This window comes from Planktotalea sp. (assembly GCF_018607965.1).
In the GTDB taxonomy this organism is placed as follows: domain Bacteria; phylum Pseudomonadota; class Alphaproteobacteria; order Rhodobacterales; family Rhodobacteraceae; genus Planktotalea.
The window spans coordinates 1-22437 of sequence record NZ_JABBAM010000100.1; the positions used below are offsets into that span (position 1 = coordinate 1).

Consider the following 22437-nt stretch of genomic DNA (forward strand, 5'->3'; position numbering starts at 1 on the left):
CTGACCATCGACCTAGTTTTGCGTATTGAGAAATAGATAAGCAGCTTAGGGTCAGGACTCATAACCAAAAGATGACGGTTGCAGCGAGAGCGATGGCAGAGAGGAAGACAGTCGGGGATCTGTCGTAGCGTGTTGCGACGCGCCGCCAATCTTTGAGCCTGCCGAACATTCTCTCGATACGGTTGCGCCTTTTGTAGCGGCGTTTGTCATACTTGATGGTCTTCTTGCGCGACTTGCGGCCAGGAATGCAGGGCTTTGTGCTCTTGTCTACAAGGGTTTCTCGGAACCAGTCAGCGTCGTAAGACGCAAGCAGGGCGTCTTCACAGTTTCGGGTGCATCAAACATAGGGAACCGCATCACGAGCCTTGCTGTTTGGGTTCAGAGTAGTGTATTCAGCGCTGCATGAAGAAGATTTTCGACCTCAACGAACGTGCGCGATTGCGTGAGCGTTTCTATGGTGCCTCTCGCACTGTGCTGGCTTGCCTGACATAGCGCTGGCCTGACCCTGTGGCCGCGAAACGCGTGCCAATACTGACATTCACAACAATAACGGGAGTGGACCCAATGTCCCCCAAAACGATCTATGACAAAATCTGGGATGCGCATATCGCGCATGAAGCAGACGACGGCACATGCCTCCTTTATATCGACCGTCACCTTGTGCACGAAGTAACGTCGCCGCAAGCCTTTGAAGGTCTGCGCATGGCGGGTCGCACAGTTCGCGAGCCTGACAAGACGATTGCTGTGCCGGATCACAACGTTCCTACGACGCTGGACCGTGTCAAAGGCATCGACAACGTGGAAAGCAAAATCCAAGTGGACGCGCTGGATAAGAACGCCAAGGACTTTGGCATTCACTACTATCCCGTGTCTGACGTGCGTCAGGGCATTGTTCACATCGTTGGACCTGAGCAGGGTTGGACGCTTCCGGGCATGACCGTTGTTTGCGGCGATAGCCACACGGCGACCCACGGCGCATTTGGCGCGCTTGCACATGGTATTGGTACATCCGAGGTCGAGCACGTTCTTGCGACACAAACGTTGATTCAAAAGAAGTCCAAGAACATGAAGGTCGAGATCACTGGCAAGTTGAAGCCAGGTGTGACGGCCAAGGACATTACGATGTCCGTGATTGGTGTGACGGGTACGGCTGGCGGTACTGGCTATGTCATTGAATATTGCGGTGAAGCCATTCGCGATCTGTCCATGGAAGGTCGTATGACGGTCTGCAACATGGCGATTGAGGGCGGCGCGCGCGCGGGTCTTATCGCGCCTGACGAGAAGACGTATGAATACTGCAAAGGTCGCCCACACGCCCCCAAGGGTGCAGAATGGGAAGCGGCTGAAACATACTGGCGCACTTTGTTCACTGATGAAGGTGCGCATTTTGACAAGGTCGTTACACTTGATGGCGCGGAGATCGAGCCAAGCGTAACGTGGGGCACATCCCCAGAGGACGTTCTGCCGATTTCTGGCGTTGTTCCGTCCCCTGATGATTTCGAGGGTGGTAAAGTTGAGGCCGTAAAGCGCGCGCTTGACTATATGGGTCTGACTGCTGGTCAAAAGCTGACTGACATTGAAATCGACACAGTCTTTATTGGATCTTGCACAAACGGTCGTATCGAAGATTTTCGCGCTGTTGCAGAGGTCGTCAAAGGCAAGAAGATCAAAGACGGCATGCGCGCAATGATCGTGCCGGGCTCTGGTCTTGTGCGGGCGCAGGCCGAAGAAGAAGGTCTTGCAGACATCTTCAAAGAGGCCGGTTTTGAGTGGCGCCTTGCGGGCTGTTCTATGTGTCTTGCGATGAACCCTGATCAGTTGGCTGAGGGCGAGCGTTGCGCTGCGACGTCGAACCGTAATTTCGAGGGCCGTCAGGGCTACAAAGGGCGCACACATCTTGTGTCCCCTGCGATGGCTGCGGCTGCTGCGATCACAGGCCGTCTCACTGACATTCGTGAGTTCAGCTAATGAAACGGCGTGGCTTTCTTCAGTTGCTCGGGAGCGCGATGACCGCGCCCCTGATGCCTGCCCTTCCGGCGGGCGCTGCAACTGTGGGGACAGCGTCCAGAGCGGCCTATCCTGCTTTGGCGATGAAGATGGCATTGGACCAAGCGAAGCACCGTGTGAATTTCTCGGTGTTTTCGATGGCCCAACAGCTTGGTCTGCAAATTGACCAAGCCAATGCGTTGATGGTTGATCTGTCAAAGCAGGGCGTCATCGGTCCAATCCAAGGGGCGACCAAATCAGGGCGCTGGGCGCGTAGTCAGTTATGGCAACGTCCAGAGGGCAGCGTTGTTGCCTCAAGCACTGCCGTTAAGGACACCAACCCAGCCAAACAGCCACGCACACAAAATACTCCAAACAGCACTGCGGACCGCGCAGATGCGACAAAGGAAACGACAATGGAAAAATTCGACACCCTATCCGGTATCGCAGCACCCATGCCGCTGGTGAATATCGACACAGACATGATCATCCCGAAGGTGTTCTTGAAGACAATCAAACGTACTGGCCTTGGTGCGAACCTGTTTGACGAAATGCGTTTTGATCGCAGCGGCAAAGAGATCGAAGATTTCGTTCTGAACAAGCCAGCGTATCGCGAAGCACAGATCATCGTTGCGGGCGATAACTTTGGGTGCGGCTCTTCGCGTGAGCATGCTCCATGGGCGCTTGCAGACTTCGGGATCAAGTCTGTGATCTCTACAAGCTTCGCGGACATCTTTTACAACAACTGCTTTAAGAACGGTATTCTACCAATTGTTCTGCCACGTGAAGCGATTGATGTGTTGATGAAGGACGCCGAAAAAGGCGCCAACGCACGGATGGATATTGATCTGGTTGCGCAGACCGTGACCACGTCAGATGGCGAAGTGTTCACGTTCGAAGTTGATAGCTTTAAAAAGCATTGCTTGCTGCAGGGCTTGGACGACATTGGCCTGACTATGGAAAAAATCAGCTCAATCGATACATTCGAAGCCAGCGCCAGCGCTGCGCGCCCTTGGGTTTAAGACAACTCGACGCTTAAAAAACAGGCAAGGCTATGAAAAACTAGCCTTGCCGTGCTCGCGAAAATGGTTAACGCGGCTCGGAGCATTTATATTCAATTTCGAAACAGTTCGCCCTAATAACTTGCATCGAAGCTGTCGAAATTACATGAACCACAACATGTAGTGCATTGATATTTTGGTGCCTTTTTCTTGTGCGGCAATTGATGCAATCTCGCACCAGTTCAGCCCTCATTTGGCCCTAATGGTTAAGCTTAATGATGAGGCAGCTTGAGATACTGGCTCGATCAAGGCACAAATGAGGCGAGATCGAGGCATACGTTCTTTAGGGAACGGCTCAAGTTGGAATAAGCGGTCGGCATCGTATCGACAGCGTCCAAGTTGAAGAGAAACGAAGTGGTTACGAACATATTTGGCGCAGTCATGCGTGCAGTCCTCGTGTGGTTTCTTGTCATCACACCTTCTGCGGTCCTATCTGGGGTTGTGGGTGAGAACAGCTTGTTCGTGGTATTCTTCGCAGTTTTGGCCGCCTTCTTCACATTCTCTGAATATTTCTTCAAATTTCCGTCAATCGTTGAGTTTCGATTTGCAGCACCCTTTAATAGGCACCGTTTTGTAACGATCTTTGCAATTGTCGCGGTGTTGTCTTTGGTCTGCAAAGGTGTGTTTGCCCCGACTGACCTGACCCTGACAATCAAACATTGGGGCGATACGCTGGGTCAAGCGATGGACGTTCCGTATTCGCCTGTCCGTTTGATCATTCTCATGCTGGATCAAAATGCATCAATTGAATTGGTCGAGATTGTGCGCACTTGTGCTGGGCTTGCCTACTCTGTCTCACTACTCTCTTTGGTGATCTTTATCTTTCTTGTCCGCGTGGCCAATTGGCCCTCCAAGAATGGTGCGTTCAATGTTTGGATCAATCTTCCACTATTCGACCCGACTGGCGGTGGTGATGTTTTGGTGCGTCTAAAGCGTGATGCGAATATTAACATTATCTTTGGATTTTTGCTGCCATTCTTGATCCTAGCGGTGGTGAAAACTGCAACGGATCTCGTAACCAATCTTTCGATGGATGATCCGCAAACTCTGATTTGGACAATGAGCGCATGGGCATTCCTTCCAGCAAGCATGATCATGCGCGGTATAGCGATGGGTCGGGTTGCGGAAATGATCGAAGAAAAGCGTCGCCGTGCTTACGCTCAATCTGATGCTGCACAGCACGCCTAATCCTATTCGTATGCCTTACTCTGATGCCCTTCGCGCTGGCCGCGGAGGGCTTTCGCGTTGCCACGCTTCATGCTGAACTGACGCGCAAAGGGCCGGGACTTTTGTTGCGCGATATTGAGCGTGGCAAAGATGATCAGATCGGGGCCCTTATGCAGATCAATGATGCGATACGTCCCGATATTTTGCTGCTCACGAAGGTTGATTTCGATCTTGAGATGCGCGCAGCCAATGCCCTGAAAGTTGCGCTTGGCTATAAGTTTGCATTTGCTGTGCAGCCAAATTCGATGGCGGTTACAAGACACGATCTGGATGGTGACGGGCGAGATGGCGATCGGCAGTCATGGGCGCGTTATGCGGGCGAGGGGGCGATGTTGTTGCTGTCCCAGCATCCGGTTGAACTGGAATTTCAACTTGGGGATTTGCTTTGGGAGGATATTCCTAATGCGCGAATGCCTTTGGACAGTCTGGGCTTGGCGTTCCCATCGGTGGACGCACGGGATATTCAAAAGGTCGTCTCGCAGGGTCTTTGGGTGGTGGTGGTTCGTGATCCGAACCAAAACCCTGTCAGGTTGATATTGTTCCAAAATCAAACGCCCGTTTTTGATGGCCCAGAGGACCTGAACGGCTTACGAAACGCAGCTCAACTTGGGTTGGTGAGTGCGATCATGTCAAGCGAATATGGTCAATTTCCTAAAGGTCGGTTTGTCGTAATGGGCAATGCAAATCTTGATCCGAACGCAGGTGCAGGGGATCGCGTCGCGATCGCAAGTTTGCTTCGGGATATACGCCTTCAAGACCCGTAGCCCACCAGCCCGATGGGGTCCGATGCAACAGTGATCTGGGAAAAAGCGGGGCCGATGCGCGTGTCGTATGTGTTGCCAAGTGCGGAGTGGAAAGTTGAGCAAGCAGAGGTGGTTTGGCCAACCACTGGCCCGCTCCGCGAAGCGGCAGAGCAGGCCAGTCTTCACAGGATGGTTTGGATGCAACTTAGGCCGCCGCTGTGATAGCCTTGGTTTTGCGATCCCTTGGCATTTCAACAAATGCTGTCGCTTGGCGCAGGGCCTCTTGTGCTGGTGTTGCCTCAAAATCTGGCAGCAACTCGTCAAAGCGGCTGCCGTCAAGGCTATGTGGCGTGTTCCAGAGATAACGCATTTCGAACAGATACTTCATGTCAGCCATAAAGGGCCAAGCAAGGCGAAGTGGCCACCACGCCATTTGCTTGACCCAAACGTCATGACCGCGCGCTTTTGAAATAGTGCTGGCGAGGGCTTCTGCGCTGAATGTGTAGCCGGCAAACGGCACGTCGGTGAACGTCGCAAGATCATCGCGTTTTTCTGCCAACATAACGGCTGCTTTGGCGAGATCAGGCAGGTAGGCCCACGCTTGATCAATTCCCAGTTGACCTGGATAGGTCAGCACGCCCTTGTTCAGGCTTGGTGCGAAAATTTTGTCGAACCAATTTCCTGAGGCTTGCGTATCCAAGAAGTTGCCAGCGCGTAGAACGATCGTGCGCAGACCTGCATCGCGATAGCTTTGCTCTAGCGTGATCCTAATTTTTCCGAGTGGGTTGGTTGCGCGGTGTGGGGAATGTTGCGACCACGGGGCTTTAGTGCTGGGACCAAACACATAGACATTGCCCGGAATAATGACGGTTGCATTGTTGGCTAGCGCAGCGCGCTGGATTGGGGGTTGCATCGCCATCACTTTCTTATCCCACTTGGGGTAGGGTGGATGCTATCCATTCACGATCACATCCACACCGCGCGTGGACACGGCTAGGTTATCTGTTTTGCGATCAAATTTACGTACGGACCAACCTGCATTTTCAAACGCGAGTGCTGCGTGGCTGCCAAAGCGGCCTGTTGGGCCGAGGATCAAAACTGTTTGTGTCATCTTCATTCTCCATGATGTCTGCACCTAGAATGGCTTATTCAATGAAGAACGCACATTTACCAAATTTCTACATCTTGTATTCATTAATGAATGGATGATTCTCTTTCTCACTTCGACTGGTCGCTTGTGCGGGCGTTTCTTGCGGTTGCTGAAACAGGTTCGCTTTCTGGTGCTGCGCGCCAGCTTTCCCAAAGCCAGCCCACGTTGGGCCGTCAGATCAAATTATTTGAAGATCAGCTAAACCTGCGCCTTTTTGATCGTCAGCCCCGTGGTTTTACATTGACGCCAACAGGGGAAAGTTTGCTTGAACCCGCGCGCGCGATGCGTGACGCGTTTGGGCAATTGAATCTGCGCGCTGCGGGTCGTGATGATCGGATGCAGGGAACCGTCAGAATTACAGCAAGCGAAGTTATGGCGCGTCATGTAATGCCCCAAGTCATTTTGCAGATTAGAGAAGCAGAACCTATCATCCAAATCGAACTTGTACCTTCAGATGCCAGCGAAAACCTGTTGTTTCGAGAGGCTGACATCGCGGTGCGCATGTATCGCAGCACGCAATTGGATGTGATCACCAAGCAGATCGCGGAAGCCAAACTTGGTGTGTACGTAGCCAAAACCTATCTGGCCAAACACGGCACACCCAAAACGATAGAGGCGCTGATGGAACATTCGATAATCGGCTATGATCGTGACGATCGTATTATCCAAGGCATGCGCGCTATGGGCTGGCCTGTGACACGGGATTTTTTCGACGTGCGCTGTGATGATCAGAATACATATTGGGAATTGGTGCGGGGGGGATGCGGCATTGGATTTACGCAGTCTTTGATGGCAAGACGCGATCCGGGCGTAGAACAGCTTTTCCCTGATTTACCATTAGACCCGCTGCCAATCTGGCTGGCGGCGCCAGAGGCGATGCGCAGCACCCCTCGGATCAAACGGGTCTGGGACATTCTAGAGGCTGAGATTTCAAGCATCTTCAAACCCGCCAAACCTTGACCCTTCACGCCCTTCTCGGTAGGCCACATCGCAACAGATTAACCCATTCAGGAACGCATGCTATGAGCAACCCATCCCTTCTTATACTGGCCGGCGACGGCATTGGCCCCGAAGTTATGGCGCAGGTCGAGCGCATCATCGGATGGTATGGCGACAAGCGCGGCCTGAACTTTGACGTCAGCGAAGACCTTGTTGGCGGCGCTGCATACGATAAGCACGGCACGCCTTTGACAGACGAAACAATGGCCAAGGCACAGGCGGCGGACGCTGTTCTGCTGGGTGCTGTTGGCGGTCCTGCTTATGATGATCTGGACTTTTCGGTTAAGCCTGAGCGCGGTCTTTTGCGCCTGCGCAAGGAAATGGACCTGTTCGCGAACTTGCGTCCTGCGCAGTGTTTTGACGCGCTTGCAGAGTTCTCTTCGCTGAAGACGGAACTGGTGTCTGGCCTTGATATCATGATCGTGCGCGAACTGACGTCTGGTGTGTATTTTGGCGAACCACGCGGTATCTTTGAAGAGGGCAACCAGCGTGTTGGCATTAACACGCAGCGTTACACAGAAGCCGAAATCGAGCGCGGCGCACGTGCAGCGTTTGAACTGGCGATGAAGCGTGACAAGCGTTTGTGTTCCATGGAAAAAGCCAACGTTATGGAAAGCGGCATTTTGTGGCGCGAAGTCGTGACTGAGGTGTCCAAGGATTACCCAGAGGCCGAGTTGTCCCACATGTATGCGGATAACGGCGCGATGCAGTTGGTGCGTGCCCCGAAACAGTTTGACGTGATCTACACGGACAACCTGTTTGGCGATATCCTAAGCGATTGCGCTGCGATGCTGACAGGATCTTTGGGTATGTTGCCCTCTGCCAGCCTTGGCGCGCCAATGGATAACGGTCGCCCGAAAGCGCTGTACGAACCCGTACACGGTTCCGCGCCAGACATCACGGGTCAGGGCAAAGCGAACCCATCCGCATGTATCCTTAGCTTTGCGATGGCGTTGCGCTACAGCTTTGATCAGGGTGCGGAAGCGGATCGTCTTGAAGCGGCTGTTGAAAAGGTTCTGGCAGACGGTACTCGCACAGCGGACCTGATGCAGGCAGGCGACGGGAAGCCAGTGTCGACCACTGAAATGGGCGATGCGATCTTGGCGGCACTCGACGCATCCCTCTAAAAGTTTAAGCACATTTTGGCCCAAGGCAGCCCGCGGGGGTTGCCTTGGAGCTGCTCTTCGTGATGTTTGCGGTAACACGCGCGCAGACAGGACACACGATCATGAGCAATAATACAAAAGGTGCTTTACTTGCGCTTCTCGCGTTTGCGATTTTTTCGACCCATGACGTGATCGTTAAAATTCTGGGCGCTGATTATTCCCCTGTTCAGATCGTTTTCCTGTCCGTGCTTTTTGGGTTTCCGTGGGTCACGTTGATGCTGATCCAGGATCCGAGCTCTGGCAACCTGCGCCCGCGTCATCCGTGGTGGACTGCATTGCGCACAGCCGCGACGACGGCCACGGGTGTGTCGGCCTACTACGCGTTTTCCAAACTGCCCTTGGCACAGGTTTACGCGATCCTATTTGCGGCCCCTTTGTTGATCACAATTCTGTCCATTCCCATCTTGGGCGAAGTTGTGCGCTTGCGCCGTTGGGTTGCTGTTTTGGTCGGCCTATGCGGTGTTCTGGTAGTGCTGCGCCCCGGTGCTGAGCCGTTGAATTTGGGTCACGCTGCCGCATTGGTTGCTGCTGTTGGCGGTGCGTTGGCGTCGATCATTGTGCGCAAGATTGGTAAGGACGAACGCAGCGTTGTTCTGTTGATCTTTCCGATGATGACCAACTTTGTAATCATGGGTGCGGCTTTGCCATTCGTCTACGCACCGATGCCGTTAGAGCATATGGCAGGCATCGCGGTCATGTCGATCATGGTGCTTTTGGCGTCATCTTTAGTAATCGCAGCCTATAAAGCGGGCGAGGCGGTGATCGTCGCGCCGATGCAGTATTCGCAGATCATTTGGGCCAGCTTGTTCGGCGTGTTGATGTTTGAAGAGACGATGGATACCGCAACATTGATCGGAGCAGCAATTATCATAGGCAGTGGCCTGTACATCGTGTTGCGCGAGGGTCGTGGGAATTCATCTGAGAATACTCCGGTACTGCGCACACGCACTCGCACGGAGACGGGAACGAGCCTACGGATTGGACCCGTGATCCGTTGGCGCAAGAAGCAAGAGTAGCACATGCCCGCTTGGGATCTTGTCGCACGGATTATTTTGCTGCCCATCTTGGCAGTTCAGGGTGTCATGGTGCGTCGCCGCACACTCGTTTTGCCAGAAGCGGACGGGGCGCGACGTGGGACGCTGGGGAACGGGCCCGCGCTGCGATTATTGATCCTAGGGGATTCATCTGGGGCGGGGGTTGGGGTTGCCCATCAATCAGATGCGTTAAGCGGTCAGACGATCAAAGAGCTGTCCAAACATTTTGAAATCACGTGGACTTTGATCGCCAAAAGCGGTGCAACGACGAACGATGCGCAGGGCTTTTTGGAGGGTATCAAGGGCCAGCACTTTGATATCACGCTTGTTGCGCTGGGCGTGAATGATGCTGTGCGTTTTACGCGGATCGCGACATGGCAACGACGGCAAGCCCAACTTAGACAAGTGTTGCGCAAAGAGTTTGGTGTTAAGACGATGTTGTTGACGGCCGTACCACCGCTTCAACATTTTGCGGCATTGCCCAAGCTGTTGGCTTGGGTGATTGGTGCACATGCAACGCGGATGGATGAAGCGCTGAAACGTGATCTGCAAGCGGAATCTGATGCACATCATTTGAAGATTGATATCCCTTTTGAGCGCAGCGCGATGGCGGCGGATGGATATCACCCCAGCGCGAACACTTACGCGCTTTGGGGGCACGCGGCGGCGCAGATGCTTATTGAGCAACATAGCAAGTGAAATTGAGTGATTCTGAACGCCTAACACAAGCTGATGCGATCAATGCCCGTTTGGATTGTGCGGAATTGATCTGCAAACCGTCGCTTTTTCAGTCTATTTGACTGCTATCTCAAGTTTCTAACAAATGTGATGGCTTATTGGTTGCGTTGTGTAACCACCCGCGTTTTACTCCGCTGGGAAAATGCAGGGCTAACTTGCTGGATGTTTCAAGGGAGCCTCTTTTGGCCGATAGTCACACTGACGGCGCGTTTGTCGAATTCGACCGCGTTCAGAAAAGCTACGACGGGGAAAACCTCGTCGTGAAAGATCTTAACCTTTCAATGCCCAAGGGTGAGTTTCTGACGATGCTCGGCCCATCTGGCTCCGGCAAGACGACTTGCCTGATGATGCTGGCTGGTTTTGAAACGGCGACCCACGGCGACATTCGCCTTGATGGACAGCCGATTAACAACATCCCACCGCATAAGCGTGGCATCGGCATGGTTTTCCAAAACTACGCTTTGTTCCCGCATATGACTGTTGCAGAGAACCTTAGCTTTCCGCTTGAGGTTCGTAAGATCCCAAAAGCAGAGCGCGAAGCAAAAGTGAAGCACGTGCTTGAGATGGTACAAATGGGCGATTTCGGCGGTCGCCGTCCTGCCCAGCTTTCTGGCGGTCAGCAACAACGTGTCGCCCTCGCGCGCGCTTTGGTGTTTGAAGCCGATCTTGTTTTGATGGACGAACCGCTTGGCGCGCTGGATAAGCAGCTGCGTGAGCACATGCAATTCGAAATCAAGCGCATTGCTGAAAATCTGGGCATCACGGTTGTTTACGTGACGCACGACCAGACCGAAGCGCTGACTATGTCTGATCGTGTTGCCGTCTTTGAAGACGGTCGCATTCAGCAGCTTGCGCCACCAGATGAATTGTATGAAAGCCCCGACAACAGTTTCGTTGCGCAGTTCATTGGCGAGAACAACACGCTTGAGGGCGTGGTGAAAGAGATCAAGAACGGTATTGCGTTGGTTCAGCTTGATGGCGGTGGTCTGATTGATTGTAAGCCCGTGAACGTGACCAAAGCGGGCGAACGCACACGCGTTTCCATCCGTCCAGAGCGCGTCGAGTTCAACAAAGAACGCCTAAGTGCTGATGCGCATACGCTGAAGGCCGAAGTTCTTGAGTTCATCTACATGGGCGATATTTTCCGCACGCGTTTGCGCGTTGCTGGCAAAGAAGACTTTATCATCAAATCACGTAATGCCCCTGATCAAGTGCGTCTTGAGCCGGGCAGTGAGATTGAGATCGGCTGGATGGCGGATGATTGCCGCGCGCTAGACGCATAATTCTTGGATAAGCCGTGGATCGCCCAGCGGACCGCGGTTTTCAAAGGGTTTGAGTAAAACCTATGACCCAAACCTCGAATAAAATAATAGGTAACTAGGGAGACTATAATGAAACTTAAAACAGCACTCTTGGCGACAGCCCTGACCAGCGTAGCTTTCGCGGCGTCCGCTCAGGAAGTCACAGTTATGTCTTGGGGTGGTTCGTATACAAAGAGCCAGGTCGAGGCATATCACAAGCCTTTCACATCCGAGACAGGTATCGCGATCAATTCTGTTGATTCCGACAACCCAGCGACACCTATCAAAGCTCAGGTTGAAGCGGGCAACGTCACAGTTGACGTGGCTGACGTTGAATTCTCTGATGCTGTACGTCTTTGCGACGAAGGCCTTTTGGAAGAGATCGACCTGTCCATGCTGCCAGCAGCACCTGACGGCACATCTGCAGCAGACGACTTCATCGAAGGCGCGCTTCAGGATTGCGCAGTTGCGAACATCGTTTGGTCCACTGTTTTTGCGTATAACAAAGACAACAACCCAACAGCACCTGACAGCATTGATGACTTCTTCAACACAGCTGGCTTCCCAGGCAAGCGCGGCGTGCGCAAGTCTGCAAAAGCAACACTTGAGATGGCTTTGATGGCGGACGGCGTTCCTGCGGCAGAAGTCTATGAAGTACTCGACACAGACGAAGGCGTAGATCGCGCATTCGCTAAGCTCGACAGCATCAAAGCTGACATCGTTTGGTGGGAAGCAGGCGCACAGCCACCACAGCTTCTTGCAGACGGCGAAGTTGTGATGTCCACTGCGTATAATGGTCGTATCTTCAACGCGGCAATTGCTGAGAACCAGCCATTGGAAGTTGTTTGGGACGGTCAGATCCTCGACTTCGATTTGTTTGTCATCCCAAAGGGTGCGCCAAACAAAGAAGAAGCTTTGAAGTTCATCGCGTTTTCCACAGACACTCAGCGTTTGGCGGATCAGGCGTCTTGGATCTCCTATGGTCCAGCACGTAAGTCTTCTGGCGCTTTGGTTGGCAAGTACTCCGATGGTATAACAGACATGGCACCACACATGCCAACGGCTGCTAAAAACCTCGGCAACGCTCTTGTCAACAACTTCGAGTTCTGGGTCGACAAAGACGCAGAGCTGAACGAGCGTTTCAACGCTTGGTTGGCGAAGTAAGCGATCTTTGGCCCCGCCCGTCTGCACTGGACAGGCGGGGCTATTCCTTCGGCGATATAAACGCTGAGCAAAAGAATTTTACAACACGATGGGACCTAGCATGCTGACAACTGTAGGCGGCAAGCCGCTTAAAGAAGCGCTGGCGCATGCTCAATCCAGAGCCAAAAGACGCGCATTCCTTTTGGTGTTGCCGCTGTTGGCGTTCATCGTTGTCAGCTTCATCTTTCCGATTGGGCAGATGCTCTATAAGTCGGTGAGCAACACCGGCTTCACAATTTCTAAAGACTTTGGCACAGGCGTCAGTACGCCGATCATGACCAATCTTGCTGAATGGTTTGAGGAAAACCCCCAAGGCACGGACCCTGATGAAACGGCTTATGCCGCTCTTGCTGCTGACTTGTTGGTCCTGCGTGAGTTGAAAGCGCCGGGCCAAGCCGGCACGCGCATCAATTACGAATTGTCTGGCTCGCGCTCCATGTTCACTAAAGCTGCGCGTAAGGCTAAAAAACTGGCACCGCCATTCAAAGAATCGATCATTGATCTTGATGAGGACTGGGCTGACCCAAGTCTTTGGCAAGCGATGCGCACGGCCTCAAGTGCTGTGACGGTGAATTTCTACCTTGCTGCTTTGGATCGCAAACGGGCTGATGATGGCTCTGTTGAAATGGTGCCTGAGAACCGTCAGGTCTATGTGACGCTCTTCAAACGTACCTTGATCTTGTCGCTGATGATCACCGTCATTTGTTTCTTTCTGGCGTTCCCAATAGCACATTTGATGGCCACGTTGCCGATGCGCAAATCCAATTTGTTGATGATCCTTGTTTTGCTGCCTTTCTGGACATCACTTTTAGTGCGCACGACGAGTTGGATGATCGTTTTGCAAAGTCAGGGTGTCTTGAATGATGCTATGGTGGCGACGGGTATCCTCGCAGATGAAAATCGTATTCAGATGATGTACAATCAGACAGGTACGGTGATTGCGATGACTCATATTTTGCTGCCTTTCATGGTACTGCCTTTGTACTCTGTGATGAGCATGATCAACCCTAGCTATGTGCGCGCGGCACGCTCTATGGGCGCGACCAGTTGGACCGCGTTTCGCCGAATCTATTTCCCACAGACAGTTCCAGGGATTGGAGCGGGTGCGCTCTTGGTCTTTATCTTGTCTGTTGGTTACTACATCACCCCTGCGTTGGTGGGTGGCGCGGATGGTCAGCTGATCTCGAACTTGATTGCTTTCCACATGACCAAGTCGCTGAATTGGTCCTTGGCCGCTGCTTTGGCTGCAATTCTGCTGGGGGCGGTTCTGCTGCTCTATTGGCTCTATGATCGCCTTATCGGCATCGACAACCTGAAACTGGGGTAACGCGATATGGCTCTTCCTACACATGCATCCACGCTTGAACGCGTCTGGCACTATACGTATCTGACGATCTGTGCGCTGATCTTCCTGTTCTTGATTGCACCGATCCTGATCGTGATCCCGCTTAGCTTTAACGCCGAGCCATATTTTACGTTCACAGAAAAGATGCTCAAGTTTGATCCAACTGGATTTTCAACGCGCTGGTATGATCTGTTGCTGACGTTTGGCATGAACGAACCTGATGCGGTCCGCGATTCTAGTTGGTGGGCAGATGCTTGGAACAATGCGGCGTGGATCAATGCTGCCAAGAACTCGATTATCATTGGCTTCTTCGCAACGGTGATTGCGACGACATTGGGTACAGTTGCTGCGCTTGGTCTGTCACGTCCTGAAATGCCGGGCCGTCGCATTATCATGGCGATCCTGATTTCACCGATGATTGTTCCGATCATTATTACAGCAACGGGTCTATTCTTTTTCTATTCGTCTATCAGCATCCAAGACTGGGGCATTCCTTATCTTGGCGTGATCCTTGCGCATGCGACCTTGGGTATTCCGTTCGTTATCATTACGGTTACTGCGACTTTGGTTGGCTTTGATCACTCACTGACACGGGCCGCAGCGAACATGGGTGCAAGCCCCGCGCGCACGTTCTTTAAGGTGCAAATGCCTTTGATCTTGCCGGGTGTGATTTCGGGTGCGCTTTTCGCTTTTGTGACATCGTTCGACGAAGTTGTTGTCGTGCTTTTCGTGGGTGGCCTTGATGAGCAGACGATCCCACGTCAGATGTGGAATGGTATTCGTGAGCAAATCAGCCCCGCGATTTTATCAGTCGCAACGATCCTTGTGATCATCTCAATCGCGTTGCTGACAGTTGTCGAATTGTTGCGCCGCCGTTCAGAAAAGCTGCGCGGTATGAGCCCGCAGTGATCCGAATTTTCTAGAAAATTCACGCGTCTGAAATAAAAAAGCCGGCCCCTGAAGGGCCGGCTTTTTCATGTTCTATTTGAGGGTCTTTTACGCACGCACAAGCTTTTCATAGGCTTCTGAAATCTCACGCGTCAGCGCGCCAACCTCAAACGTGTAGTCACCGATCTGACCCACTGGCGTCACTTCTGCAGCTGTACCCGTTAGCCAGCACTGCTCAAACCCTTCAACTTCGTCAGGCATGATGATGCGCTCATTCACTGTGATCCCGCGATCCTTGAGCATGCCAATAACAGTCTGACGCGTGATCCCGTTCAAGAAGGCATCTGCAATTGGCGTATGCACTTCGCCGTCTTTCACAAAGAAGATGTTCGCGCCTGTCGCCTCGGCAACGTAGCCTCGGTAATCGTACATCATCGCATCGGAACAGCCTTTTGCCTCTGCCGCGTGCTTGGACATTGTCGCAATCATATAAAGACCAGCGGCTTTGGCTTGGGATGGAGCTGTCTCAGGCGAAGGACGCTTCCACTTGGCAATATCTAGCTTGGCACCCTTCATTTTGGCGTCGCCGTAATAGTTGCCCCATTCCCAAACGGCCACGGCCATATGGACAGGGTTCTTGGAAGACGCGACACCCATATCTTCGCCAGCACCACGCCACGCAACCGCGCGTACGTAAGCGTCTTTTAGACCGTTCGCATCAAGTGCCGCCTGCTTGGCCGCTTCGATTTCATCAACCGTGTAGGGAATATCAAAGTCGATAAGCTTGCCAGAGGCGATCAAACGCGCGGAATGTTCGCGGGATTTGAAAATCTTGCCATTGTAGCAACGCTCGCCCTCAAAAACGGAAGACGCGTAGTGCATCGCGTGTGTCAGGATATGCACATTGGCATCACGCCAATCGACAAGATTGCCGTCCATCCAGATTTTACCGTCGCGATCTGAATAAGATCCAGCCATAGTGACTTCCTTTCATTTTTCCATTTGTTGCGTCAACTGCGACCGATGTGGACATATAATTGCGTCGAAACTATGAATCGCTACCAGTCTGTTGTTGGAAAGTCAACAAAGCTGACATATAATCTATTCAACTACTTTGAAAGGCGTGCCATGTCAGATCGAAGCACTGCGCAACATAGCGACATGCTTTTGTTCCTTACGGATGAACAATTGCGCCAAGGCATTGAAGCAATGTTCTTTGCCTATCAGGGTTTTACTGCCGATCCCGACCGCATTTTGGCAGAGATGGCATATGGTCGTGCGCATCACCGCGCGGTGCATTTCATCAACCGCGCACCGGGCACGACAGTCAATAATTTGCTGGGCATTTTAGGCGTAACCAAACAATCGTTGAACCGCGTATTGCGCACATTGATCGAAGACGGTCTGGTCGAAAGTCGCGTGGGGCGCACAGACAAACGCGAACGCCATTTGTTTCTGACCGAAGCAGGTCACGAATTGGAACATAAACTATCAGGTGCTCAACGCGCCCGAATGCGCGCTGCATATCGTGATGCAGGGCCTGAAGCCGTCACTGGATTTCGTGCCGTACTTGAGGCAATGATGGACCCAGGCATGCGCCGCAAGTTCCGTGCGCTAAAGGAAAGCAGCACATGAGTGATCCCGACGCCCATCTTTTGATCGTAGATGACGACGAACGTATCCGCGGATTGCTACAGAAATTCCTGATGCGTCATGGGTTTTTGGTGACCTCTGCACGTGATGCCGCCCACGCCCGCCGTATCTTGGCAGGGCTTGATTTCGATTTGATTGTTTTGGATGTGATGATGCCCGGGGAAGACGGTATCAGCCTGACGCGCGATCTACGCAAGACGTCGACAACCCCGATCATGTTGCTGACGGCCAAGGGCGAAACAGAGAACCGTATTGAGGGCCTAGAGGCAGGCGCGGATGATTATCTGCCCAAGCCGTTCGAACCCAAAGAACTGCTCTTGCGCATCAACGCGATCCTGCGCCGTATGCCAGAAACAGAGGCGGCAGATACGAAACCGAAGATCCTCCACCTTGGCCCTGTGCGTTATGATATCGAGCGCGGCGAAATGTGGAATGGCGATGACATCGTGCGCCTGACTGCGACCGAGGCGCAACTCATGCGGATTTTTTCCAAGCACGTCGGCGAACCCGTTACGCGCGTGAAACTGGTCGAAGAATTGGGCCGTGATCGCGGCCAAGCCCAAGAGCGCGCGGTCGATGTCCAAATCACACGCCTACGTCGCAAGATCGAAGTTGATCCCAAGCAGCCGCGTTATATGCAAACTGTGCGTGGCGCTGGCTATATGTTGGCACCTGATTAATCGCATAAAATAGGAGCGCGCTATGATCACCGCACTCATTACCCATCCAGACTGCCTTGAGCACGTCACTCCTGCTGGGCATCCCGAACAAGTCGCGCGTTTGGAATACATTCTGCGTGCTTTGAAGGATAAAGACCTGCAACGCATCAAAGCACCGATGGGTAGCGAAGACGACATAATGCGCTGTCATCCCGCAAGCCACATTACCGATTTGCGCAGCGCTTTGCCGAATGTGGGCAGCCGTGCTTTGGATGCGGATACGCATATGTCGCCGGGATCACTTGACGCCGCATTCCGCGCTGTTGGTGCTGTGACAAAAGCTGTGGACATGGTGATGAGTGGCGAGGCAGGGAATGCGTTTGCTGCGATCCGTCCACCGGGTCATCACTGTGAAACGTCCACGCCTATGGGGTTCTGCCTGTTTGGCAACGTCGCAATTGGTGCGAAATATGCGTTGGAACATCACGGCCTCAAGCGCGTCGCGGTTGTTGATTTCGATGTGCACCACGGCAACGGGACGCAAGATCTGCTGTGGAACGAAGCACGCGCGTTGGTGATCACGTCCCAGCAAATGCCGCTTTGGCCGGGGACTGGCGAACGCTCTGACAAGGGTGGACATGACAATATCGTCAACCTACCGATCCCTCCTGAAAGCGCAGGCGATCAAATGCGCGCGCTTTATACGTCTGAAGCCTTTCCGCGTTTGCGTGCGTTCAAGCCCGAGATGATCTTTATCTCCGCTGGCTTTGACGCGCATCAAGACGATCCACTGGCGAACCTCAATTGGTCCACGGATGATTTCAAATGGCTCACGCAGGAACTATGCAAAATTGCGGATGAAATTTGCGATGGGCGTGTGGTCTCTGCTTTGGAAGGCGGCTATGACTTGGATGCGCTGGCCGAAGCGGTGGCCGCGCATGTAGATGCTTTGATGGAGGCCAGCGCATGAGCGATGCAAACGTACAAGAGATGAGCTTTGAACAAGCCATGGGCGAGTTAGAGCAATTGGTCAGCCAGCTTGAGCGTGGCGATGTGCCTTTGGAGCAGTCTATCGGTCTTTATGAGCGTGGTGCGCTGTTGAAAAAGCGCTGCGAGGCCAAACTAAAAGAGGCCGAAGAAAAGGTCGCGGCAATCACGTTTGATGGTGATGGCGCGCCCAAAGGAACGACCCCAGTCGAGGGTCTGTGACACTTCAATCCGAAATGACGGGTTGGTCTGCTGCGGTAGATCAGCATCTTGCACGCGTGCTGTCCAGCTTTGCGCAAGTGCCGATCGTACAAGCGATGGGCTACGCGACGACGGGGGGCAAACGTTTGCGCGCATTTCTTGTGCGTGAAAGCGCGCGTGTTTGCGGTGCCGATGTGGATCGCGCGATCTGGCCTGCCTGCGCGATTGAAGCGTTGCATGCCTACTCCTTGGTCCACGATGATTTGCCTTGCATGGACGACGATGATTTGCGCCGTGGTCAGCCAACGGTCCACGTAAAGTGGGACGATGCGACGGCAGTTCTATGTGGCGATGCGTTGCAGACGCTTGCGTTCGAACTGGTGAGTGACCCCGCGTGTCACGATGATGCTTTGGTACGGTCGCAATTGGCCTTGTCGCTTGCGCGCGCAAGTGGGGCGGCTGGGATGGTCTATGGCCAAGCGCTCGACATTGCTGCTGAAAGTGCGGCGACTCCGCTGACGTTGGACGAAATAACAGAACTGCAAAATGGCAAGACAGGTGCATTGATCACATGGTCTGCAACGGCAGGTGCAACCCTTGCGCAAGCTGATGCTGGACCTTTGAAAACTTACGGCGATGCGCTTGGTCTGGCCTTCCAAATTGCAGACGACATTCTGGATGTAACCAGCGACGCCGCGACCCTCGGCAAGGCTGCCCAAAAAGATGCGGAGGCTGGCAAAGCCACATTCGTTTCATTGCTTGGCCTAGACGGGGCAAAGCGCCGCGCCGAAACGCTGGTGGAATCGGCCTGTGATGCTCTATCTGTGTATGGAAGCGACGCCGATCACCTGCGCACTGTCGCGCGTTTTGTTGTCGAGCGTCGCTCGTGAATAGTTACCGAAAGGGCATGTATTATGTCTGACCGCCCGAATACCCCGCTTTTGGACCGTGTAAATCGGCCCAGTGATCTGAAGCAATTCTCTGACGCTGAATTGGCGCGTGTCGCTCAGGAATTGCGATCTGAAACGATCTCGGCGGTGTCGGAAACAGGTGGGCATTTGGGTGCTGGTCTGGGTGTTGTGGAACTGACCGTTGCCTTGCACGCGATTTTCAACACGCCCAAGGATAAGATCATTTGGGACGTGGGCCATCAATGTTACCCCCATAAAATCCTGACAGAACGTCGTGATCGCATTCGCACGTTGCGTATGAAGGACGGTCTAAGCGGGTTCACCAAACGTGCGGAAAGCATCTATGACCCCTTCGGTGCGGCGCATTCATCTACCTCAATTTCAGCGGCTCTTGGCTTTGCCGTTGCGCGTGATCTAGGGGGTGAAGCACCCGGTGGTTTAGGCGATGCGATTGCGGTGATTGGCGACGGGTCCATCAGCGCGGGCATGGCGTTTGAGGCGATGAATAACGCGGGTCACTTGAAAAAACGTATGTTCGTGATCCTGAACGACAACGAGATGAGCATTGCGCCGCCTGTTGGTGCGCTGTCCTCCTACCTTAGCCGTTTGTACGCGGAAGAACCGTTTCAAGAATTGAAAACCGCTGCCAAGGGCGCGGTCAGTTTGCTGCCAGAACCCTTCCGCGAAGGGGCCAAACGCGCCAAAGACATGCTAAAGGGCATGACCGTTGGTGGCACGCTATTCGAACAGCTTGGGTTCTCTTATCTTGGCCCGATTGATGGCCATGACATGAATCAACTCTTGCCCGTTTTGCGTACTGTGCATGCCCGCGCGACTGGTCCTGTTTTGATCCACGTGATCACTAAAAAGGGCAAAGGATACGCTCCCGCAGAACGTGCGCGCGACAAGGGCCACGCGACCGCCAAGTTCGATATGATCACGGGAGAGCAGAAAAAATCTGCCTCCAACGCACATAGCTTCACCAAAGTATTTGCCGAAAGTCTGCTGAAAGAAGCTGCTGTCGATGACAAGATTTGTGCAGTCACCGCGGCGATGCCGGATGGCACAGGTCTGAACCTATTTGCGGAACGCTATCCCAGCCGTTGCTTTGACGTGGCAATTGCCGAACAGCATGGTGTGACGTTTTCTGCTGCGCTTGCCGCTGGTGGGATGAAGCCATTTTGCACTATGTATTCGACCTTCCTGCAACGTGGTTTTGATCAGATCGTGCACGATGTCGCGATCCAAGGATTGGCCGTGCGCTTCGCCATTGATCGCGCGGGACTTGTGGGTGCGGATGGTCCGACCCATGCGGGGGCGTTCGACATCGCCTACCTCACAAACCTTCCAGGATTTACCGTGATGGCAGCCGCTGACGAGGCAGAGTTGGTCCACATGGTTGCGACTGCGGTGGCCCATGATGAGGGCCCCATTGCGTTCCGTTTCCCACGTGGCGAAGGCGTTGGGGTTGAGATGCCTGAAAAAGGTATTCCACTAGAGATCGGCAAAGGTCGCATGATCCGTGAAGGTAAGGGTGTCGCGATCCTTTCGTTCGGCACGCGCTTGAAAGAGGTTGAAGACGCCTGTGACGCGCTTGCTGCAAAAGGGATCAACCCAACGATTGCGGATGCGCGTTTTGCCAAGCCGCTTGATCGCGATATGATCTTGAAGCTGGCCGCAGAACACGAGGCACTGATCACGATTGAAGAGGGCGCTGTTGGTGGCTTTGGATCGCATGTGGCTCAGCTTCTGGCAGAGGAAGGTGTTTTCGACACAGGGCTAAAATTCCGTTCGATGGTCTTGCCTGACGTCTTCATTAATCAATCGGATCCGCGTGATATGTACGCGATGGCCGCATTGAATGCGGGCGACATCGAAGCCAAAGTTCTGAACGTCCTAGGCATTGCGCAGATCGCCAGCAAAAAAGCATGAGCTTTACGCTGACCAATCTGCCGACTGGTTTCCACGACGACCCTTATCCACACTACACATGGCTGCGTGAACAAGCGCCCGTTTGCGCGCAGCCTGATGGATCATTTATCATTTCGCGTCACGCAGATTTGGACATGATTTACCGCGATACGACGCGATTCATCTCAGATAAGAAAAAGGTGTTTACCCCGAAATTCGGGACCGCCGCACCCTTGTTTGAGCACCACACGACATCGCTGGTTTTCAATGACGCCCCTTTGCACACGCGGGTTCGCAAGATCATGGTGGGCGCGCTCACACCCCGTGCGTTGGCGTCGATGGAACCGGGTTTGATCACTTTGGTTGATAACCTACTCGATGAAATGGAAGACCATGCAGAGGTCGATTTGATCGAAGCATTTGCGGGCGCAATCCCTATCGAAGTTATCGGCAACCTGTTCGATATACCGCGTGATCAACGTGGCCCATTGCGTGACTGGTCGCTGGCCATATTGGGTGCGTTAGAGCCGCAATTGACACCTGAGCAAGAAGCGCTTGGGAACAGGGCAGTCCTAGACTTTGTGGCTTTCCTGACAGAGATCGTTGCAGATCGGCGCGTCAATCCAGGCGATCCACAAACTGACGTGCTGACACGTTTGATCCAAAGCGAAGAGGGACAGCTAAGCTCTGTTGAGCTATATCAGAACTGTATCTTCATCCTGAATGCGGGGCATGAGACGACGACGAATTTGATTGGCAGTTCGCTTTGGTTGCTCGATCAAGATCGTGATGCGCGGGAGCGCTTGATCCAAGATCCTTCGCTTAACAACACAGCTGTTGATGAATTTCTACGCATGGAAAGCCCGAACCAATTTGGAAATCGTTTGACGACCCAAGACATGGAACTCCACGGTGTCTCTATCCCTGCGGGCAGCGATCTACATTTGTGCATTGGTGCAGCCAATCGCGACGTTGAACAGTTCGAAACCTCTGATGTTTTGCAACTGGATCGCCGACCCAACAAGCACCTTGCTTTCGCAGGGGGTGCGCATACATGCGTTGGCCTTACCCTTGCGCGGATGGAGGGGCGGATTGCGGTTCGTAAATTCTTGGAACGTTTCCCGAATTACAAAGTTGCTAGCGGTGCAACGCGCGCGAAACGGATCAGATTCAGAGGTTTCAGCGCATTGCCTACAATTTTAAAGTAAACGGAAAGGAAGACGTCATGTTGTGCCGTATTGGAGACGTCGAAATTTGGCGCATACTTGTGTCCA

Annotated in this window: 22 protein-coding genes and 1 pseudogene; 19 read left to right on the top strand and 4 right to left on the bottom strand. The window is 53.2% G+C overall.

The features are described from left to right. Nucleotides 1-58 precede the first annotated feature (58 nt). A pseudogene (locus QZ279_RS09455) lies at nucleotides 59-319 on the bottom strand (transposase); the annotation flags it as partial. A gap of 245 nt (nucleotides 320-564) precedes the next feature. Between QZ279_RS09455 and leuC the strand changes: the two are divergent. The 4 genes from leuC (at nucleotide 565) to QZ279_RS09475 (ending at nucleotide 5038) form a co-directional block, all read left to right on the top strand. After that, on the top strand, nucleotides 565-1968 hold the full coding sequence (gene leuC / locus QZ279_RS09460; protein WP_293450208.1) for a 3-isopropylmalate dehydratase large subunit: 1404 nt from the start codon (nucleotides 565-567) through the stop codon (nucleotides 1966-1968). A gap of 434 nt (nucleotides 1969-2402) precedes the next feature. Beyond that, nucleotides 2403-3008, top strand: a complete 606-nt coding sequence (gene leuD / locus QZ279_RS09465; protein WP_293450286.1) for a 3-isopropylmalate dehydratase small subunit — start codon at nucleotides 2403-2405, stop codon at nucleotides 3006-3008. Between the two features lie 393 nt (nucleotides 3009-3401). Next, nucleotides 3402-4235 (top strand): hypothetical protein, encoded by an 834-nt coding sequence (locus QZ279_RS09470; RefSeq protein WP_293450210.1) that lies wholly within the window; start codon nucleotides 3402-3404, stop codon nucleotides 4233-4235. A 23-nt stretch (nucleotides 4236-4258) separates the two neighbouring features. After that, nucleotides 4259-5038 (top strand): endonuclease/exonuclease/phosphatase family protein, encoded by a 780-nt coding sequence (locus QZ279_RS09475; RefSeq protein ID WP_293450212.1) that lies wholly within the window; start codon nucleotides 4259-4261, stop codon nucleotides 5036-5038. A 184-nt stretch (nucleotides 5039-5222) separates the two neighbouring features. Here the strand turns inward: QZ279_RS09475 and QZ279_RS09480 are convergent, their stop codons facing one another. Beyond that, the gene (locus QZ279_RS09480) at nucleotides 5223-5936 is read right to left on the bottom strand and encodes an epimerase (protein WP_293450214.1); all 714 of its coding nucleotides are present in this window, start codon (nucleotides 5934-5936) and stop codon (nucleotides 5223-5225) included. A gap of 33 nt (nucleotides 5937-5969) precedes the next feature. Then, complete coding sequence (locus QZ279_RS09485) at nucleotides 5970-6128, bottom strand: hypothetical protein (protein ID WP_293450216.1); 159 nt, start codon at nucleotides 6126-6128, stop codon at nucleotides 5970-5972. A 90-nt stretch (nucleotides 6129-6218) separates the two neighbouring features. On the opposite strand from QZ279_RS09485, the gene QZ279_RS09490 reads away from it, so the two are divergent. The 8 genes from QZ279_RS09490 to QZ279_RS09525 all read left to right on the top strand — a co-directional run bounded on the left by QZ279_RS09490 (nucleotide 6219) and on the right by QZ279_RS09525 (nucleotide 14862). Continuing rightward, nucleotides 6219-7127, top strand: coding sequence for a LysR family transcriptional regulator (locus QZ279_RS09490; protein ID WP_293450218.1), 909 nt, complete (start codon nucleotides 6219-6221; stop codon nucleotides 7125-7127). A 62-nt stretch (nucleotides 7128-7189) separates the two neighbouring features. Continuing rightward, the gene (leuB, locus tag QZ279_RS09495) at nucleotides 7190-8293 is read left to right on the top strand and encodes a 3-isopropylmalate dehydrogenase (protein ID WP_293450220.1); all 1104 of its coding nucleotides are present in this window, start codon (nucleotides 7190-7192) and stop codon (nucleotides 8291-8293) included. A gap of 101 nt (nucleotides 8294-8394) precedes the next feature. Then, on the top strand, nucleotides 8395-9348 hold the full coding sequence (locus QZ279_RS09500) for a DMT family transporter (RefSeq protein ID WP_293450222.1): 954 nt from the start codon (nucleotides 8395-8397) through the stop codon (nucleotides 9346-9348). Between the two features lie 3 nt (nucleotides 9349-9351). Next, on the top strand, nucleotides 9352-10065 hold the full coding sequence (locus QZ279_RS09505; protein WP_293450224.1) for an SGNH/GDSL hydrolase family protein: 714 nt from the start codon (nucleotides 9352-9354) through the stop codon (nucleotides 10063-10065). 221 nt (nucleotides 10066-10286) lie between these two features. Then, nucleotides 10287-11387 (top strand): ABC transporter ATP-binding protein, encoded by a 1101-nt coding sequence (locus tag QZ279_RS09510; RefSeq protein WP_293450226.1) that lies wholly within the window; start codon nucleotides 10287-10289, stop codon nucleotides 11385-11387. 108 nt (nucleotides 11388-11495) lie between these two features. Continuing rightward, a complete protein-coding gene (locus QZ279_RS09515) occupies nucleotides 11496-12569 on the top strand; it encodes an ABC transporter substrate-binding protein (protein ID WP_293441278.1) in 1074 nt (357 codons plus the stop codon). Nucleotides 12570-12669: 100 nt separating this feature from the next. Beyond that, entirely contained in the window at nucleotides 12670-13935 is a 1266-nt protein-coding gene (locus tag QZ279_RS09520; RefSeq protein ID WP_293441279.1) for an ABC transporter permease, read from the top strand. A 6-nt stretch (nucleotides 13936-13941) separates the two neighbouring features. After that, nucleotides 13942-14862 (top strand): ABC transporter permease, encoded by a 921-nt coding sequence (locus QZ279_RS09525; protein ID WP_293450228.1) that lies wholly within the window; start codon nucleotides 13942-13944, stop codon nucleotides 14860-14862. Nucleotides 14863-14949: 87 nt separating this feature from the next. On the opposite strand, the gene QZ279_RS09530 is transcribed toward QZ279_RS09525, so the two are convergent. Beyond that, the gene (locus tag QZ279_RS09530; RefSeq protein ID WP_293450230.1) at nucleotides 14950-15819 is read right to left on the bottom strand and encodes a branched-chain amino acid aminotransferase; all 870 of its coding nucleotides are present in this window, start codon (nucleotides 15817-15819) and stop codon (nucleotides 14950-14952) included. Between the two features lie 150 nt (nucleotides 15820-15969). Between QZ279_RS09530 and QZ279_RS09535 the strand changes: the two genes are divergently transcribed. From QZ279_RS09535 to QZ279_RS09565, 7 genes are read left to right on the top strand one after another with little or no spacing between them, the layout of a single operon-like run. Then, a complete protein-coding gene (locus tag QZ279_RS09535) occupies nucleotides 15970-16476 on the top strand; it encodes a MarR family transcriptional regulator (RefSeq protein WP_293450232.1) in 507 nt (168 codons plus the stop codon). Further along, a complete protein-coding gene (locus tag QZ279_RS09540) occupies nucleotides 16473-17174 on the top strand; it encodes a response regulator (RefSeq protein ID WP_293450234.1) in 702 nt (233 codons plus the stop codon). Before QZ279_RS09535 ends, QZ279_RS09540 begins: the two co-directional genes overlap by 4 nt. Before the next feature lie 22 nt (nucleotides 17175-17196). Beyond that, complete coding sequence (locus QZ279_RS09545; protein WP_293450236.1) at nucleotides 17197-18123, top strand: histone deacetylase family protein; 927 nt, start codon at nucleotides 17197-17199, stop codon at nucleotides 18121-18123. After that, a complete protein-coding gene (locus QZ279_RS09550) occupies nucleotides 18120-18362 on the top strand; it encodes an exodeoxyribonuclease VII small subunit (RefSeq protein ID WP_293450238.1) in 243 nt (80 codons plus the stop codon). The genes QZ279_RS09545 and QZ279_RS09550 overlap by 4 nt, the downstream gene beginning before the upstream one ends. A gap of 14 nt (nucleotides 18363-18376) precedes the next feature. After that, nucleotides 18377-19231: a polyprenyl synthetase family protein gene (locus QZ279_RS09555; protein WP_293450288.1), complete on the top strand. Its 855-nt coding sequence runs from the start codon at nucleotides 18377-18379 to the stop codon at nucleotides 19229-19231. Between the two features lie 24 nt (nucleotides 19232-19255). After that, on the top strand, nucleotides 19256-21184 hold the full coding sequence (dxs, locus tag QZ279_RS09560; protein WP_293450240.1) for a 1-deoxy-D-xylulose-5-phosphate synthase: 1929 nt from the start codon (nucleotides 19256-19258) through the stop codon (nucleotides 21182-21184). Then, nucleotides 21181-22371, top strand: a complete 1191-nt coding sequence (locus QZ279_RS09565) for a cytochrome P450 (RefSeq protein WP_293450242.1) — start codon at nucleotides 21181-21183, stop codon at nucleotides 22369-22371. The genes dxs and QZ279_RS09565 overlap by 4 nt, the downstream gene beginning before the upstream one ends. Nucleotides 22372-22437 lie beyond the last annotated feature (66 nt).

Coding starts and splice junctions, on each gene's coding strand:
- QZ279_RS09555 (WP_293450288.1), top strand. CDS start 18,377: ATGACGGGTTGGTCTGCTGCGGTAGATCAGCATCTTGCACGCGTGCTG.
- leuB (WP_293450220.1), top strand. CDS start 7,190: ATGAGCAACCCATCCCTTCTTATACTGGCCGGCGACGGCATTGGCCCC.
- QZ279_RS09520 (WP_293441279.1), top strand. CDS start 12,670: ATGCTGACAACTGTAGGCGGCAAGCCGCTTAAAGAAGCGCTGGCGCAT.
- QZ279_RS09565 (WP_293450242.1), top strand. CDS start 21,181: ATGAGCTTTACGCTGACCAATCTGCCGACTGGTTTCCACGACGACCCT.
- QZ279_RS09540 (WP_293450234.1), top strand. CDS start 16,473: ATGAGTGATCCCGACGCCCATCTTTTGATCGTAGATGACGACGAACGT.
- QZ279_RS09525 (WP_293450228.1), top strand. CDS start 13,942: ATGGCTCTTCCTACACATGCATCCACGCTTGAACGCGTCTGGCACTAT.
- QZ279_RS09490 (WP_293450218.1), top strand. CDS start 6,219: ATGGATGATTCTCTTTCTCACTTCGACTGGTCGCTTGTGCGGGCGTTT.
- leuD (WP_293450286.1), top strand. CDS start 2,403: ATGGAAAAATTCGACACCCTATCCGGTATCGCAGCACCCATGCCGCTG.
- QZ279_RS09550 (WP_293450238.1), top strand. CDS start 18,120: ATGAGCGATGCAAACGTACAAGAGATGAGCTTTGAACAAGCCATGGGC.
- QZ279_RS09480 (WP_293450214.1), bottom strand. CDS start 5,936: ATGGCGATGCAACCCCCAATCCAGCGCGCTGCGCTAGCCAACAATGCA.
- QZ279_RS09530 (WP_293450230.1), bottom strand. CDS start 15,819: ATGGCTGGATCTTATTCAGATCGCGACGGTAAAATCTGGATGGACGGC.
- QZ279_RS09500 (WP_293450222.1), top strand. CDS start 8,395: ATGAGCAATAATACAAAAGGTGCTTTACTTGCGCTTCTCGCGTTTGCG.
- dxs (WP_293450240.1), top strand. CDS start 19,256: ATGTCTGACCGCCCGAATACCCCGCTTTTGGACCGTGTAAATCGGCCC.
- QZ279_RS09545 (WP_293450236.1), top strand. CDS start 17,197: ATGATCACCGCACTCATTACCCATCCAGACTGCCTTGAGCACGTCACT.
- QZ279_RS09515 (WP_293441278.1), top strand. CDS start 11,496: ATGAAACTTAAAACAGCACTCTTGGCGACAGCCCTGACCAGCGTAGCT.
- leuC (WP_293450208.1), top strand. CDS start 565: ATGTCCCCCAAAACGATCTATGACAAAATCTGGGATGCGCATATCGCG.
- QZ279_RS09485 (WP_293450216.1), bottom strand. CDS start 6,128: ATGACACAAACAGTTTTGATCCTCGGCCCAACAGGCCGCTTTGGCAGC.
- QZ279_RS09535 (WP_293450232.1), top strand. CDS start 15,970: ATGTCAGATCGAAGCACTGCGCAACATAGCGACATGCTTTTGTTCCTT.
- QZ279_RS09475 (WP_293450212.1), top strand. CDS start 4,259: ATGCCCTTCGCGCTGGCCGCGGAGGGCTTTCGCGTTGCCACGCTTCAT.
- QZ279_RS09505 (WP_293450224.1), top strand. CDS start 9,352: ATGCCCGCTTGGGATCTTGTCGCACGGATTATTTTGCTGCCCATCTTG.